23 protein-coding genes are annotated in these 12,800 nt (G+C 67.5%); all 23 read left to right on the forward strand.

Annotation, left to right across the window (positions count from 1 at the left end; genetic code table 11):
- Positions 1–6 precede the first annotated feature (6 nt).
- Positions 7–1,488 (forward strand): SpaH/EbpB family LPXTG-anchored major pilin, encoded by a 1,482-nt coding sequence (locus tag AB0O93_RS08085; RefSeq protein WP_363342249.1) that lies wholly within the window; start codon positions 7–9, stop codon positions 1,486–1,488.
- A gap of 76 nt (positions 1,489–1,564) precedes the next feature.
- Positions 1,565–2,560: a class C sortase gene (locus AB0O93_RS08090; RefSeq protein ID WP_363342251.1), complete on the forward strand. Its 996-nt coding sequence runs from the start codon at positions 1,565–1,567 to the stop codon at positions 2,558–2,560.
- 43 nt (positions 2,561–2,603) lie between these two features.
- Positions 2,604–2,819 carry an Rv0909 family putative TA system antitoxin gene (locus AB0O93_RS08095; RefSeq protein ID WP_363342253.1) on the forward strand — a complete coding sequence of 72 codons (216 nt, stop codon included), beginning with the start codon at positions 2,604–2,606 and terminating at the stop codon, positions 2,817–2,819.
- Between the two features lie 452 nt (positions 2,820–3,271).
- The gene (gene rpsJ, locus AB0O93_RS08100) at positions 3,272–3,580 is read left to right on the forward strand and encodes a 30S ribosomal protein S10 (protein ID WP_013584016.1); all 309 of its coding nucleotides are present in this window, start codon (positions 3,272–3,274) and stop codon (positions 3,578–3,580) included.
- A gap of 10 nt (positions 3,581–3,590) precedes the next feature.
- Positions 3,591–4,250, forward strand: coding sequence for a 50S ribosomal protein L3 (gene rplC, locus AB0O93_RS08105; protein ID WP_053546376.1), 660 nt, complete (start codon positions 3,591–3,593; stop codon positions 4,248–4,250).
- A gap of 2 nt (positions 4,251–4,252) precedes the next feature.
- Positions 4,253–4,912 carry a 50S ribosomal protein L4 gene (gene rplD / locus AB0O93_RS08110; protein WP_363342255.1) on the forward strand — a complete coding sequence of 220 codons (660 nt, stop codon included), beginning with the start codon at positions 4,253–4,255 and terminating at the stop codon, positions 4,910–4,912.
- Complete coding sequence (gene rplW / locus AB0O93_RS08115) at positions 4,909–5,229, forward strand: 50S ribosomal protein L23 (protein WP_053546374.1); 321 nt, start codon at positions 4,909–4,911, stop codon at positions 5,227–5,229. The genes rplD and rplW overlap by 4 nt, the downstream gene beginning before the upstream one ends.
- A gap of 25 nt (positions 5,230–5,254) precedes the next feature.
- On the forward strand, positions 5,255–6,094 hold the full coding sequence (gene rplB, locus AB0O93_RS08120) for a 50S ribosomal protein L2 (RefSeq protein WP_053546373.1): 840 nt from the start codon (positions 5,255–5,257) through the stop codon (positions 6,092–6,094).
- Positions 6,095–6,106: 12 nt separating this feature from the next.
- Positions 6,107–6,388: a 30S ribosomal protein S19 gene (gene rpsS, locus AB0O93_RS08125; RefSeq protein WP_053546372.1), complete on the forward strand. Its 282-nt coding sequence runs from the start codon at positions 6,107–6,109 to the stop codon at positions 6,386–6,388.
- Positions 6,389–6,414: 26 nt separating this feature from the next.
- On the forward strand, positions 6,415–6,810 hold the full coding sequence (gene rplV / locus AB0O93_RS08130; RefSeq protein WP_236967968.1) for a 50S ribosomal protein L22: 396 nt from the start codon (positions 6,415–6,417) through the stop codon (positions 6,808–6,810).
- Entirely contained in the window at positions 6,810–7,568 is a 759-nt protein-coding gene (gene rpsC, locus AB0O93_RS08135) for a 30S ribosomal protein S3 (protein WP_053546370.1), read from the forward strand. Before rplV ends, rpsC begins: the two co-directional genes overlap by 1 nt.
- A complete protein-coding gene (gene rplP, locus AB0O93_RS08140) occupies positions 7,568–7,987 on the forward strand; it encodes a 50S ribosomal protein L16 (RefSeq protein WP_045275476.1) in 420 nt (139 codons plus the stop codon). Before rpsC ends, rplP begins: the two co-directional genes overlap by 1 nt.
- Positions 7,987–8,301, forward strand: coding sequence for a 50S ribosomal protein L29 (rpmC, locus tag AB0O93_RS08145; protein ID WP_053546369.1), 315 nt, complete (start codon positions 7,987–7,989; stop codon positions 8,299–8,301). The genes rplP and rpmC overlap by 1 nt, the downstream gene beginning before the upstream one ends.
- Entirely contained in the window at positions 8,301–8,630 is a 330-nt protein-coding gene (gene rpsQ / locus AB0O93_RS08150; protein WP_363342260.1) for a 30S ribosomal protein S17, read from the forward strand. Before rpmC ends, rpsQ begins: the two co-directional genes overlap by 1 nt.
- Positions 8,631–8,633: 3 nt before the next feature.
- The gene (gene rplN, locus AB0O93_RS08155) at positions 8,634–9,002 is read left to right on the forward strand and encodes a 50S ribosomal protein L14 (RefSeq protein ID WP_053546367.1); all 369 of its coding nucleotides are present in this window, start codon (positions 8,634–8,636) and stop codon (positions 9,000–9,002) included.
- A gap of 4 nt (positions 9,003–9,006) precedes the next feature.
- Positions 9,007–9,366 carry a 50S ribosomal protein L24 gene (gene rplX, locus AB0O93_RS08160; RefSeq protein ID WP_053546366.1) on the forward strand — a complete coding sequence of 120 codons (360 nt, stop codon included), beginning with the start codon at positions 9,007–9,009 and terminating at the stop codon, positions 9,364–9,366.
- Entirely contained in the window at positions 9,366–9,959 is a 594-nt protein-coding gene (rplE, locus tag AB0O93_RS08165; RefSeq protein WP_363342263.1) for a 50S ribosomal protein L5, read from the forward strand. Before rplX ends, rplE begins: the two co-directional genes overlap by 1 nt.
- Positions 9,960–10,050: 91 nt before the next feature.
- Positions 10,051–10,449 (forward strand): 30S ribosomal protein S8, encoded by a 399-nt coding sequence (gene rpsH, locus AB0O93_RS08170; RefSeq protein ID WP_053546364.1) that lies wholly within the window; start codon positions 10,051–10,053, stop codon positions 10,447–10,449.
- 6 nt (positions 10,450–10,455) lie between these two features.
- The gene (gene rplF, locus AB0O93_RS08175; RefSeq protein WP_053546363.1) at positions 10,456–10,992 is read left to right on the forward strand and encodes a 50S ribosomal protein L6; all 537 of its coding nucleotides are present in this window, start codon (positions 10,456–10,458) and stop codon (positions 10,990–10,992) included.
- A gap of 2 nt (positions 10,993–10,994) precedes the next feature.
- Positions 10,995–11,354: a 50S ribosomal protein L18 gene (gene rplR, locus AB0O93_RS08180; RefSeq protein ID WP_053546362.1), complete on the forward strand. Its 360-nt coding sequence runs from the start codon at positions 10,995–10,997 to the stop codon at positions 11,352–11,354.
- Positions 11,351–12,040 carry a 30S ribosomal protein S5 gene (gene rpsE, locus AB0O93_RS08185; RefSeq protein ID WP_082334510.1) on the forward strand — a complete coding sequence of 230 codons (690 nt, stop codon included), beginning with the start codon at positions 11,351–11,353 and terminating at the stop codon, positions 12,038–12,040. Before rplR ends, rpsE begins: the two co-directional genes overlap by 4 nt.
- Entirely contained in the window at positions 12,040–12,225 is a 186-nt protein-coding gene (rpmD, locus tag AB0O93_RS08190) for a 50S ribosomal protein L30 (RefSeq protein ID WP_020098644.1), read from the forward strand. Before rpsE ends, rpmD begins: the two co-directional genes overlap by 1 nt.
- The gene (gene rplO, locus AB0O93_RS08195; RefSeq protein WP_363342266.1) at positions 12,225–12,794 is read left to right on the forward strand and encodes a 50S ribosomal protein L15; all 570 of its coding nucleotides are present in this window, start codon (positions 12,225–12,227) and stop codon (positions 12,792–12,794) included. The genes rpmD and rplO overlap by 1 nt, the downstream gene beginning before the upstream one ends.
- The last annotated feature ends 6 nt before the right edge of the window (positions 12,795–12,800 follow it).

Consider the following 12,800-nt stretch of genomic DNA (forward strand, 5'->3'; position numbering starts at 1 on the left):
CAGACAATGACAACCATCACCAACGGCGGCTGGGGACGCCGCGTGGTCGCCGCCGTCGGCGCGGTCACGATCGCCATGATCGGAGCGGTGGCCCTCGCGGCGCCCGCCTCGGCCACGGAGACGCCGAACGGCCCGAACATCGACCCGAAGGCCAAGGGGTCGGTCACGATCCACAAGTACGCCGAGCCCGACGAGGCCACCGGCCTGCCCCACGATGGGACGAAGCTCACCGAGGAGCAGCTGAAGAACCTCACCCCGCTGAAGGGTGTGACGTTCTCCATCGCCCAGGTGGACGGCATCGACCTCACCACCAACGCCGGGTGGACCACCGCGGCGACGCTGACGGTCTCGGCCGACGGTGTGGTGACCGGAGGGTCGACCACCTACCCGACGACCGTCGTGACCTCGGGCCCGACCGACGCCGCCGGCATCGTCGGCTTCCCGAACCTGCCGCTCGGCGTGTACGTCGTCTCCGAGGTCGACGCGGGAGCGAACCCGATCGCGATCTCCACCCCGCCGTTCCTCGTGACGGTGCCGCTCGCGACGCAGAAGAACACCTGGCTCTACGACGTCAACGTGTACCCGAAGAACTCGCTCACCGGGGTGACCAAGACCGTCGACGACGCGAAGGCCACGGGTCTCGGCAGCGAGATCAGCTGGAACGTGGCGGCGCAGGTCCCGAACGTGGGCGAGGGGCGCTCGCTGAACCGCTTCGAGATCGTCGACACCCTCGACGCCCGTCTCGGCTTCGCCGGTGCCTCGGTCGCGGTCACCGACCGCACCGGTGCCCCCGTCACCCTTGCCGACGACTCCTTCACCGTCTCGGCTCCCGAGGTCGGTGCCGCCGGAGACCTGAAGGTCGTCTTCACCCAGACCGGTCTCGCCGAGCTCCAGGCCAAGGCTCTGGGCGGCACGGTCATCGCGACCGTCAAGACCACCGTCGAGGAGATCGGCGACGGATCGATCGAGAACACCGTCACCCTGTACGTCAACGACGCGAAGGTCGTCTCCGAGGACGTCACCTACTGGGGTGCGCTGAAGGTCTTCAAGTACGCCCAGTCCGGCGACGTCAAGACGGGTCTGAAGGATGCCGAGTTCCAGGTGTTCGCCAGCGAGGCCGACGCGACCAGCCGCACCAACCCGGTGTCGGTCGACGGCACGACCACGTTCGTCTCCGACGCCGCCGGCAACCTCACCGTCGACGGTCTCTTCGCCGGCGTGAAGGGGGCGGGCAAGGACTACTGGCTCGTCGAGACGAAGGCCCCCGTCGGCTACACCGCCGACACGACCCCGATCAAGGTCACGGTGAAGCCCGGCTCGATCGAGAAGGCCGAGGTCGTCAAGGTCCTCAACACCCAGGTGCCCCCGCCGATCCTGCCCCTCACCGGTGGTGACGGAGCCGTCATGTTCGGCATCGCCGGAGTGGCCCTCGTGCTCATCGCCGCCGGCGCGGCGGTCGTGATCGCCCGCCGCCGCGTGCGCGTCTGACGCACGACCCGCTCTCCGCGGCGGGGGCCCCGAGCCCCCGCCGCGGAGTACCACGTTCTCACCGAAGGACTCCCCGATGACGCTCACCGCCACCCGCCCCGAGGCTCCGGCCGATCCGCCGCCGACCCGACGCGCCCGCCGCGCGCGGTGGCGTCTCCCGGTCGTCCCCCTCGTGATCGCGGTGGTGTGCTTCGTGGGGATCGCGGTGCTGCTCTACCCGGCGGCAGCGGCCTGGATGTCGCAGTACCAGCAGTCCCTCCGCATCGACGAATACGCGCACGAGGTCGAGATCGCCGGTCCCGACGCGCTCGCCGCCGAGCTCGCCCGCGCCGCCGACTACAACGCCGGACTCACCGGGGGAGCGTTCCTCGACCCCGATGAGCGCATCCCGCAGTCCGACGAGGCCGGCGCGGGGTACGAGGAGCTCCTCGCCGCCGACGACGACGGACTCATGGCGCGCGTGCGCATCCCGGCGATCGACGTGGACCTGCCGATCTATCACGGCACCACCGAGGACGTCCTTGAGCGCGGTGTGGGGCACCTCGAGGGGACCGCGCTCCCCATCGGGGGGTCGGGGACCCACGCGGTCCTCACCGCCCACCGGGGGCTCGCCTCGGCCGAGCTGTTCACGAACCTCGATCGCGTCGTGGTCGGCGACACCTTCACCGTCGAGGTCTTCGGCGAGGTCCTCACCTATCGGGTGCGCGACACACAGGTCGTCGCGCCCGACGAGACCGAGACGCTGTACCCGTTCGCGGGGGAGGACCTCGTGACCCTCGTCACCTGCACCCCGCTCGGCATCAACAGTCACCGCATCCTCGTCACCGGGGAGCGCCTCCTGCCGACCCCGCCGGAGGATGTGGCGCGCGCGGGCGTGACTCCCGACATCCCGGGCTTCCCGACCTGGATCCTGGGGCTCGTCGGCGCCGCAGGCCTGCTCTCGCTCTACGTCTGGTGGAGCGGTCGGCCGGTGCCCACCCGCTCCACGACTGCGCCGGCGCGGCGGGCGTCCTGGCGACCGGGAGAGTTCGACGGCGACTCTTCCCCCGGCGCATCCGCACCGCCACAATGATCCCAGCGAGCGCGGGATCGCGCACGGATCCGAAGGAGAAGCCATGGCCATCGACGACCTGGTCAACCAGGGCAAGCAGTTCCTGGAGCAGAACAAGGACAAGATCCAGGAGGCGGTGAAATCCGACAAGGCCGAGGAGGTGTCCGACTCCGTCCTCGACGCCGCCGCCGAGTTCGTCAAGAAGGTCGCCCCCGAGAGCGTGCACGAGCACGTCGACAACGCGCGGGACGCCGCCGACAAGGCGATCGGGAACGAGTAGACGCCCGTTCCGAGCACGAAGGGTCCGGTGAAAGCCGGGCCCTTCGTCGTCGGATCGGACGACACGCCGACGCGACACGCCCGAGTTTGCGACACGCCCGGGCCGCACGTAGACTAGTGAGGTTCCACATTCCGGGGTGCCCACTGGCGCGTCCTGGATCACTGCCAGGGCAGTGCATAGGCGGCGCACGACTCCTTCGGGGTCTCGCGCAAGGTCCTAGGCCGCGGGCAGCAGAACCACCACATCCACACCCCCCACACGAAAGCCTTGCGATCGTGCGCGGGCGGGAACGGATGCCGGGACATGCGGCGCTTCGGCGCGGCATCCGGATTGACATCAGAACAGCGGTGCAGCAACGCACTGCGCAAGCGGTGCAGAAGTGCCCTGGCGCGAAAGCGCCATCGTGCGTCCAATGCCCTCGAGGTATGACGCGGAAAGAGAGTGAGCAGACAATGGCGGGACAGAAGATCCGCATTCGCCTGAAGTCGTACGATCACGCCGGCCTCGACTCGTCGGCCCGCAAGATCGTCGACACCGTGACCCGTGCGGGCGCAACCGTGGTGGGCCCCGTGCCCCTGCCGACCGAGAAGAACGTCGTGTGCGTCATCCGGTCGCCCCACAAGTACAAGGACAGCCGCGAGCACTTCGAGATGCGCACCCACAAGCGCCTCATCGACATCATCGACCCGACGCCCAAGGCCGTCGACTCGCTGATGCGTCTCGACCTGCCCGCCGATGTCAACATCGAGATCAAGCTCTGAGGCGATCGACATGGCACACATCAACGAAAAGGTTTCCAAGGGCCTGCTCGGCACCAAGCTCGGCATGACCCAGGTCTGGGACGAGAACGGCAAGCTCGTTCCCGTCACCGTCATCGAGGTGGCCCCCAACGTGGTCACCCAGGTGCGCACCCCGGAGAAGGACGGCTACAACGCCGTGCAGATCGCCTACGGGCAGATCGACCCCCGCAAGGTGAACAAGCCCCTCACGGCCCACTTCGAGGCCGCCGGCGTCACCCCGCGTCGCCACCTCACCGAGATCCGTACCGCGGATGCCGCTGACTACTCACTCGGTCAGGAGCTCACCGCGGAGGGCGTCTTCGAGGCCGGCCAGCTGGTCGACGTCGTCGGCACCAGCAAGGGCAAGGGCACCGCCGGTGTCATGAAGCGCCACAACTTCAAGGGTGTCTCCGCTTCGCACGGTGCGCACCGCAACCACCGCAAGCCCGGCTCGATCGGCGCGTCGTCGACCCCGAGCCGCGTCTTCAAGGGCATGCGCATGGCCGGCCGTATGGGTGGCGAGCGTGTGACCGTCCTCAACCTCACGGTGCACGCCGTCGACGCCGAGAAGGGTCTGCTGCTCGTCAAGGGCGCCGTCCCCGGTGCGCGCGGCCGCATCGTCTACGTCCGCAACGCAGTGAAGGGTGCCTGATCATGGCTGACTCCACGCTCGCGCTCGACGTCGTCACCACCGACGGCAAGAAGGCCGGTTCCGTGAACCTGCCCGCCGCGCTGTTCGACGTCAAGACGAACATCCCCCTCATCCACCAGGTCGTCGTCGCCCAGCGCGCCGCCGCCCGCCAGGGAACGCACTCGACCAAGCGTCGCGGCGAGGTCTCCGGTGCCGGCCGCAAGCCCTTCAAGCAGAAGGGCACGGGTAACGCCCGTCAGGGTTCGATCCGCGCGCCGCACATGACCGGTGGTGGCATCGTCCACGGCCCGAAGCCCCGTGACTACGGCCAGCGCACGCCCAAGAAGATGATCGCCGCCGCCCTCGCGGGCGCGCTCAGCGATCGTGCGCGCGGCCAGCGTCTGCACATCGTCGACTCCTTCGGCATCGAGGGTGCGCCCTCGACGAAGGCTGCCGCCGCGGTGCTGGCCGGCCTCGGTGCCGTCAAGAACGTGCTGGTGGTCATCGACCGCACCGACGAGCTCAGCGTCCTGAGCGTGCGCAACCTCGCGTACGTCCACGTGCTGACCTTCGACCAGCTCAACGCCTACGACGTGCTCGTCTCCGACGACATCGTCTTCACCAAGTCCGCCTACGACGCCTTCGTCGCGTCCAAGACGGCGACCGAGGAGGTCTCCGCATGAGCGCCGACAACGTTCTGCAGACCGCGGGCAACAAGGACCCGCGCGACATCATCCTGAAGCCGGTGGTGTCCGAGAAGAGCTACTCGCTCATCGACGAGGGCAAGTACACCTTCCTCGTGGACCCCCGTGCCTCCAAGACCGAGATCAAGCTCGCCATCGAGAAGATCTTCGGTGTGAAGGTCGCCGCGGTGAACACCATCAACCGCGTCGGCAAGGCACGCCGCACCCGCTTCGGCACCGGCAAGCGCAAGGACACCAAGCGCGCCATCGTGACGCTGAAGTCGGGCACCATCGACATCTTCACGGCCGTCGGCTGACCCCGCGGAACAGAGGACCAAGAACATGGCTATTCGCAAGTACAAGCCCACGACCCCGGGTCGCCGCGGCTCGTCGGTGGCCGACTTCGCCGAGATCACCCGATCGACGCCCGAGAAGTCGCTCCTCCGCCCGCTGAGCAAGACCGGTGGTCGCAACAACCAGGGCCGCATCACGACCCGCCACATCGGTGGTGGGCACAAGCGCCAGTACCGCGTCATCGACTTCCGTCGCAATGACAAGGACGGCATCAACGCCAAGGTCGCGCACATCGAGTACGACCCCAACCGCACCGCGCGCATCGCGCTGCTGCACTACTTCGACGGCGAGAAGCGCTACATCCTGGCGCCGAACAAGCTGTCGCAGGGGGACGTGGTCGAGTCCGGCGCGTCGGCTGACATCAAGCCCGGCAACAACCTGCCGCTGAAGAACATCCCCACCGGTACCGTCGTGCACGCCATCGAGCTGCGCCCGGGCGGCGGCGCGAAGCTCGCCCGCTCGGCCGGTACGTCGGTGCGTCTCGTCGCGAAGGACGGCCCCTACGCGCAGCTGCGTCTGCCCTCGGGTGAGATCCGCAACGTCGACGCGCGCTGCCGCGCGACCGTCGGCGAGGTCGGCAACGCCGAGCAGTCGAACATCAACTGGGGCAAGGCCGGCCGCAAGCGCTGGAAGGGCGTCCGCCCGACCGTCCGCGGTGTCGCGATGAACCCGGTCGACCACCCGCACGGTGGTGGTGAGGGTAAGACCTCCGGTGGTCGTCACCCTGTTTCGCCGTGGGGTCAGGCCGAGGGCCGCACCCGTCACGCGAACAAGGAAAGTGACAAGTACATCGTCCGTCGTCGCAACGCCGGCAAGAAGCGGAAGTAGGAGTAGAGGAAGATGCCTCGCAGTCTTAAGAAGGGCCCCTTCGTCGATGAGCACCTGCTTCGCAAGGTGGTCTCGCAGAACGAAGCCGGCAGTAAGAACGTCATCAAGACCTGGTCCCGTCGCTCGATGATCGTCCCGGCCATGCTCGGCCACACGATCGCCGTGCACGACGGACGCAAGCACATCCCCGTTTTCGTGTCCGAGACCATGGTCGGCCACAAACTGGGCGAATTCGCGCCCACCCGCACCTTCCGCGGCCACGTGAAGGACGACAAGAAGGGCCGCCGCCGCTGACGCGGCGGTGCGAAGAGGAGAGAGAAATGGTGGAGTCCATCGCACGTGTGCGACACATCCGCGTGACCCCTCAGAAGGCTCGTCGTGTCGTCGCCCTCATCAAGGGCAAGCAGGCCGAGGAGGCCCTGGCCATCCTCAAGTTCGCGCCCCAGGGTGCGAGCGAGCCCATCTACAAGCTCGTCGCCGCCGGCATCGCGAACGCTCGCGTCAAGGCCGACAAGGACGGCGAGTACCTGAACGAGTCCGACCTGTACGTGAAGAACGCGTACGTCGACGAGGGCACGACGCTCAAGCGTTTCCAGCCCCGCGCCCAGGGCCGGGCCTTCCAGATCAAGAAGCGCACCAGCCACATCACCGTCGTGCTGTCCACCCCCGAGGTGGACGAGACGGTTTCGGCATCCACGAAGAAGGCGAGCAAGTAATGGGCCAGAAGGTAAACCCGTACGGCTTCCGCCTCGGCATCACCACGGACCACGTGTCGCGCTGGTTCTCCGACTCGACGAAGCCGGGCCAGCGTTACGCCGACTACGTGGCCGAGGACATCAAGATCCGCAAGCTCCTGCAGTCGAACCTCGACCGCGCGGGCGTCAGCAACATCGAGATCGAGCGCACGCGTGACCGCGTCCGCGTCGACATCCACACCGCGCGTCCCGGCATCGTGATCGGCCGCCGCGGTGCGGAGGCCGAGCGCATCCGCACCGACCTCGAGAAGCTCACCGGCAAGCAGATCCAGCTGAACATCCTCGAGGTCAAGAACCCCGAGGCGGACGCTCAGCTGGTCGCGCAGGGTGTGGCCGAGCAGCTCTCCGCTCGTGTGGCGTTCCGCCGCGCGATGCGCAAGGGCCTCCAGGGCGCCCAGCGTGCCGGAGCCAAGGGTGTCCGCATCCAGGTCTCGGGCCGTCTCGGCGGCGCCGAGATGAGCCGGTCGGAGTTCTACCGCGAAGGCCGTGTGCCCCTGCACACGCTGCGCGCGAACATCGACTACGGCTTCTACGAGGCCAAGACGACCTTCGGCCGCATCGGCGTGAAGGTGTGGATCTACAAGGGCGACCTCACCAACAAGGAGCTCGCCCGCGAGCAGGCCAACGCGCCGAAGTCCCGCGGTCGTGACGACCGCGGCGGCGACCGTCGCCGTGGTCCTCGCAACGAGGCCCCCGTGGCAGAAGGAGCGTCGGCGTAATGCTCATCCCCCGCAAGGTCAAGTACCGCAAGCAGCATCACCCCAAGCGTGACGGCCAGGCGACCGGTGGCACGAAGGTCTCCTTCGGCGAGTTCGGCATCCAGGCCCTCACCCCCGCGTACGTGACGAACCGACAGATCGAGTCGGCACGTATCGCGATGACCCGTCACATCAAGCGCGGTGGAAAGGTGTGGATCAACATCTACCCCGACCGCCCGCTGACCAAGAAGCCCGCCGAAACCCGCATGGGTTCGGGTAAGGGCTCGCCGGAGTGGTGGGTCGCTAACGTCAAGCCGGGTCGCGTCCTGTTCGAGGTCGCCGGTGTCAACGAGGAACTCGCTCGCGAGGCCCTGACCCGTGCCATCCACAAGCTGCCGCTGAAGGCACGCATCATCAAGCGCGAGGAGGGCGACGCGTAATGGCGATCGGCACCAAGACGCTCGCACCGAGCGAGCTCGACACGTTCGAAGACCAGCGCCTCGTCGAGGAGCTGCGCAAGGCCAAGGAAGAGCTGTTCAACCTGCGCTTCCAGTCGGCCACCGGCCAGCTGGAGAGCCACGGTCGCATCCGCGCCGTCAAGCGCGACATCGCGCGGCTCTACACCGTGATCCGTGAGCGCGAGCTCGGCATCCGTGCCACTCCCGCGCCCGTGGAGACGAAGACCAAGGCCAAGAAGACCAAGGCCAGCAAGGCGGACTCCGCCGAGGCCACCAAGGAAGAGGGGGCTGAGTGATGGCCACCGCCAAGAAGGCAGACCAGGCCGTCGAGCCCGGTCACGAGCACGCTGAGCACGACGTCCGCGACGCGGACGCCCGCGGGTACCGCAAGTCCCGTCGTGGGTACGTCGTCAGCGACAAGATGGACAAGACGATCGTCGTCGAGGTCGAAGACCGCGTGAAGCACCCGCTGTACGGCAAGGTCATCCGCCGCACGTCGAAGGTCAAGGCGCACGACGAGGGCAACATCGCCGGCATCGGCGACCTCGTCCTCATCAACGAGACCCGCCCGCTCAGCGCCACCAAGCGCTGGCGCCTGGTGGAGATCATCGAGAAGGCGAAGTAACCCATGATTCAGAATGAATCCCGCCTCAAGGTCGCCGACAACACCGGCGCCAAGGAGCTGCTCACCATCCGCGTGCTCGGCGGCTCCGCCCGACGCTACGCGGGCCTGGGTGACATCATCGTCGCCACGGTCAAGGACGCGATCCCCGGCGGAAACGTCAAGAAGGGCGACGTGGTCAAGGCCGTCATCGTCCGCACCGTCAAGCAGACCCGTCGTCCCGACGGTTCTTACATCAAGTTCGACGAGAACGCCGCCGTCATCCTGAAGAGCGACGGGGAGCCCCGCGGCACCCGCATCTTCGGACCGGTCGGTCGTGAGCTTCGCGACAAGAAGTTCATGAAGATCGTCTCGCTCGCCCCGGAGGTGATCTGACCGCATGGCCAAGATCAAGAAGGGTGACCTCGTTCAGGTCATCACTGGCAAGAAGCAGGACAAGGGCGGCGACCGCGGCAAGCAGGGCAAGGTCCTCGAGGTCCTCGTCGAGCAGAACCGCGTGATCGTCGAGGGCGTCAACTACGTCACGAAGCACAACCGCGTCGGCCAGAGCCAGCGTGGGACGAAGACGGGCGGCATCGAGACGATGGAAGCCCCGATCCACATCTCCAACGTCGCCGTCGTCGACCCCTCGACCAAGAAGCCGACCCGTGTCGGTCACCGCGTCGAGGAGCAGACGAAGGACGGCGTGAAGCGCACCGTGCGCGTCCGCTACGCGAAGAAGTCAGGCAAGGACCTCTGATGAGCAACACCGCGACTGCCGCGGCGGCTGGCAAGACCCAGCCCCGCCTCAAGCAGAAGTACAACTCCGAGATCAAGAAGGCTCTGCAGGACGAGTTCGGCTACGCCAACATCATGCAGATCCCGGGCCTGGTCAAGGTCGTCGTGAACACCGGTGTCGGCGAGGCCGCTCGTGACAGCAAGGTGATCGATGGCGCGGTCGACGACCTCACCAAGATCACCGGTCAGAAGCCGGTCGTCACCAAGGCCCGCAAGTCCATCGCGCAGTTCAAGCTGCGCGAGGGTCAGGCCATCGGCGCGCACGTCACCCTCCGCGGCGACCGCGCGTGGGAGTTCGTCGACCGCCTCGTCAACCTGGCGCTGCCCCGCATCCGCGACTTCCGCGGCCTGTCGGGCGACCAGTTCGACGGCAACGGCAACTACACCTTCGGTCTTCAGGAGCAGTCGGTCTTCCACGAGATCGACCAGGACAAGATCGACCGCGTCCGCGGTTTCGACATCACGATCGTCACCACGGCGAAGACGGATGCCGAGGGTCGGGCGCTGCTGCGTCACCTGGGCTTCCCCTTCCGCTCGGAAGACGCCCAGGCCTGAGAACCCCCGCCCCCGGGGCTCGGGGGCACCCATGGAAGGTCGCCCGTCGTGGAACGGCGCGGCGAAACCTCATGAACGAAAGAAGCTATCCATGACGATGACAGACCCGGTCGCAGACATGCTGACCCGTCTGCGCAACGCGAACTCGGCGCACCACGACACGGTGTCGCTGCCGAGCTCGAAGCTCAAGACCCACATCGCCGACATCCTCAAGCAGGAGGGCTACATCGCCGATTGGCGCGTCGAGGACGCGCGCGTCGGCCAGACCCTCACGCTCGATCTGAAGTACGGCCCGAACCGCGAGCGGTCGATCGCCGGCATCAAGCGCGTGTCGAAGCCCGGCCTCCGCGTCTACGCGAAGTCGACCGAGATCCCCACCGTCCTCGGTGGCCTCGGCGTCGCGATCCTGTCCACCTCCTCCGGTCTCCTCACGGACCGCCAGGCCGAGCAGAAGGGCGTGGGTGGGGAAGTCCTCGCCTACGTGTGGTGATCTGACATGTCGCGAATCGGACGTCTTCCCATCGACATCCCCGCGGGCGTGACCGTCGAGGTCGCCGGCCGCGAGGTCTCCGTCAAGGGCCCGAAGGGCGAGCTGAAGCTCTCCGTCGCCAGCCCCATCGAGGTCTCCGTCGACGAGGGACAGGTGCTCGTCACCCGCCCCGACGACGAGCGCGAGTCGCGGTCGCTCCACGGCCTGACCCGCACCCTCATCAACAACAACATCGTCGGCGTGACCCAGGGCTACACCAAGGGCCTCGAGGTCGTCGGCACCGGGTACCGCGTCGCCCAGAAGGGCAGCTCGGTCGAGTTCGCCCTGGGCTTCTCGCACCCCGTCCTGATCGAGCCGCCGGCTGGGATCACCCTCACGGTGGAGGGCAACAACAAGCTCACCGTGAGCGGGATCGACAAGCAGGCCGTCGGTGAGGCGGCTGCGAACATCCGCAAGATCCGCAAGCCCGAGCCGTACAAGGGCAAGGGTGTGCGGTACGCCGGCGAGGTCGTGCGTCGCAAGGCCGGAAAGAGTGGTAAGTAACGATGGCTGTCAAGACAAAGTCTCAGGCGCGTTCGCGTCGTCACGCCCGCCTGCGCAAGAAGATCGTCGGCTCTGCCGAGCGGCCCCGTCTGGTCGTCACGCGTTCCGCACGTCACGTCTTCGTGCAGATCGTCGACGACTCCAAGGGTCACACCGTGGCCAGCGCCTCCACCCTCGAGACCGACCTGCGCGGCTTCGACGGTGACAAGACCGCCAAGGCCCGCAAGGTCGGCGAGCTCCTCGCCGAGCGCGCGAAGGCCGCCGGCGTCTCCGACGTCGTGTTCGACCGTGGTGGCAACCGCTACGCCGGTCGTGTCGCGGCGATCGCGGACGGTGCCCGTGAGGGAGGTCTGAACCTGTGAGCGATGCAGTGAACAACCAGAAGGTGGAGAACGAAGTGACCGCTACCGAGCAGGCAGCGGCGCCCGCCGCCGATGCGCCCGCCGAGCGCGAGCCGCGCCGCGGTGGTCGTGAGCGCAATCCCAACCGCGACCGCGGTGGCCGCGACCGCAACGAGAGCCAGTTCCTCGAGCGCGTCGTGACCATCAACCGCGTGTCGAAGGTCGTCAAGGGTGGCCGTCGGTTCAGCTTCACCGCACTCGTGGTCGTCGGTGACGGCAACGGTGTGGTGGGTGTCGGCTACGGCAAGGCCCGCGAGGTCCCCCTGGCGATCTCGAAGGGTGTCGAAGAGGCCAAGCGCAACTTCTTCCGCGTCCCGCGCACCGGCTCCTCCATCCCGCACCCCGTGCAGGGTGAGGCCGCTGCCGGCGTCGTGCTCCTGCGTCCGGCTGCCGCCGGAACCGGTGTCATCGCGGGTGGTCCCGTGCGCGCCGTGCTCGAGTGCGCCGGTATCCACGACGTGCTGTCCAAGTCGCTCGGTTCGTCGAACACGATCAACATCGTCCACGCGACGGTGGAGGCCCTGAAGCAGCTCGAGGAGCCCCGTGCGGTCGCCGCGCGTCGCGGTCTCGAGTTCGACCAGGTCGCCCCCGCCCGTCTCGTCCGTGCCGAGGCCGAGGCCACGGCGTCCGCGAAGGCAGGTGTCTGATGGCCGCGCGCCTGAAGGTGACCCAGGTCAAGTCCAAGGTGAGCGAGAAGCAGAACCAGCGTGACACGCTGCGTTCGCTCGGTCTGAAGCGGATCAACGACTCCGTCGTCCGCCCCGATGACGCGCAGACGCGCGGCTACATCAAGACCGTCGCGCACCTCGTGAAGGTTGAGGAGATCGACTGATGGCCGACAAGGCTGAGAAGAAGGACGACGTCGTCGAGGCGACCGAGCCCAAGAAGGCCGCCGCCAAGAAGCCGGCAGCCAAGAAGGCCCCCGCCACGGCGGAGGCGAAGAAGGATGTCGCGGCATCGCGTCCCGGCGTCCTGAAGGTCCACCACCTGCGTCCCGTCCCGGGTGCCCACACCGCCAAGACCCGCGTGGGTCGCGGTGAGGGCTCGAAGGGTAAGACCGCCGGTCGTGGCACCAAGGGTCAGAAGGCCCGCTACCAGGTCAAGGCCGGCTTCGAGGGTGGGCAGATGCCGCTGCACATGCGCACCCCGAAGCTGCGCGGGTTCAAGAACCCCTTCCGCGTGGAGTACCAGGTGGTCAACCTCGAGAAGCTCGCCGAGCTCTACCCGAAGGGCGGAGACGTCACCGTCACCGACCTCGTGGCCAAGGGTGCGGTGCGCAAGAACGAGAAGGTCAAGGTGCTCGGCACCGGCGACATCGATGTGGCGCTGAACGTGTCCGTCGACAAGGTCTCGGGCTCCGCGGAGCAGAAGATCGTCGCCGCCGGCGGCACCGTCAAGTAATGACGA

This window comes from Microbacterium sp. NPDC077184, assembly GCF_040687055.1.
In the GTDB taxonomy this organism is placed as follows: domain Bacteria; phylum Actinomycetota; class Actinomycetes; order Actinomycetales; family Microbacteriaceae; genus Microbacterium.

What these genes read in the sequence shown, in the direction of transcription:
- rplB (WP_053546373.1), top strand. Translation starts at nt 5,255, where the DNA reads ATGGCTATTCGCAAGTACAAGCCCACGACCCCGGGTCGCCGCGGCTCG.
- rplD (WP_363342255.1), top strand. Translation starts at nt 4,253, where the DNA reads ATGGCTGACTCCACGCTCGCGCTCGACGTCGTCACCACCGACGGCAAG.
- rpsC (WP_053546370.1), top strand. Translation starts at nt 6,810, where the DNA reads ATGGGCCAGAAGGTAAACCCGTACGGCTTCCGCCTCGGCATCACCACG.
- rplX (WP_053546366.1), top strand. Translation starts at nt 9,007, where the DNA reads ATGGCCAAGATCAAGAAGGGTGACCTCGTTCAGGTCATCACTGGCAAG.
- AB0O93_RS08095 (WP_363342253.1), top strand. Translation starts at nt 2,604, where the DNA reads ATGGCCATCGACGACCTGGTCAACCAGGGCAAGCAGTTCCTGGAGCAG.
- rpmC (WP_053546369.1), top strand. Translation starts at nt 7,987, where the DNA reads ATGGCGATCGGCACCAAGACGCTCGCACCGAGCGAGCTCGACACGTTC.
- rplP (WP_045275476.1), top strand. Translation starts at nt 7,568, where the DNA reads ATGCTCATCCCCCGCAAGGTCAAGTACCGCAAGCAGCATCACCCCAAG.
- rplR (WP_053546362.1), top strand. Translation starts at nt 10,995, where the DNA reads ATGGCTGTCAAGACAAAGTCTCAGGCGCGTTCGCGTCGTCACGCCCGC.
- rplE (WP_363342263.1), top strand. Translation starts at nt 9,366, where the DNA reads ATGAGCAACACCGCGACTGCCGCGGCGGCTGGCAAGACCCAGCCCCGC.
- AB0O93_RS08090 (WP_363342251.1), top strand. Translation starts at nt 1,565, where the DNA reads ATGACGCTCACCGCCACCCGCCCCGAGGCTCCGGCCGATCCGCCGCCG.
- rpsQ (WP_363342260.1), top strand. Translation starts at nt 8,301, where the DNA reads ATGGCCACCGCCAAGAAGGCAGACCAGGCCGTCGAGCCCGGTCACGAG.
- rpsJ (WP_013584016.1), top strand. Translation starts at nt 3,272, where the DNA reads ATGGCGGGACAGAAGATCCGCATTCGCCTGAAGTCGTACGATCACGCC.
- rplV (WP_236967968.1), top strand. Translation starts at nt 6,415, where the DNA reads ATGGTGGAGTCCATCGCACGTGTGCGACACATCCGCGTGACCCCTCAG.
- rplC (WP_053546376.1), top strand. Translation starts at nt 3,591, where the DNA reads ATGGCACACATCAACGAAAAGGTTTCCAAGGGCCTGCTCGGCACCAAG.
- rplO (WP_363342266.1), top strand. Translation starts at nt 12,225, where the DNA reads ATGGCCGACAAGGCTGAGAAGAAGGACGACGTCGTCGAGGCGACCGAG.
- rplF (WP_053546363.1), top strand. Translation starts at nt 10,456, where the DNA reads ATGTCGCGAATCGGACGTCTTCCCATCGACATCCCCGCGGGCGTGACC.
- rpsS (WP_053546372.1), top strand. Translation starts at nt 6,107, where the DNA reads ATGCCTCGCAGTCTTAAGAAGGGCCCCTTCGTCGATGAGCACCTGCTT.
- rplW (WP_053546374.1), top strand. Translation starts at nt 4,909, where the DNA reads ATGAGCGCCGACAACGTTCTGCAGACCGCGGGCAACAAGGACCCGCGC.
- rplN (WP_053546367.1), top strand. Translation starts at nt 8,634, where the DNA reads ATGATTCAGAATGAATCCCGCCTCAAGGTCGCCGACAACACCGGCGCC.
- rpmD (WP_020098644.1), top strand. Translation starts at nt 12,040, where the DNA reads ATGGCCGCGCGCCTGAAGGTGACCCAGGTCAAGTCCAAGGTGAGCGAG.
- AB0O93_RS08085 (WP_363342249.1), top strand. Translation starts at nt 7, where the DNA reads ATGACAACCATCACCAACGGCGGCTGGGGACGCCGCGTGGTCGCCGCC.
- rpsH (WP_053546364.1), top strand. Translation starts at nt 10,051, where the DNA reads ATGACGATGACAGACCCGGTCGCAGACATGCTGACCCGTCTGCGCAAC.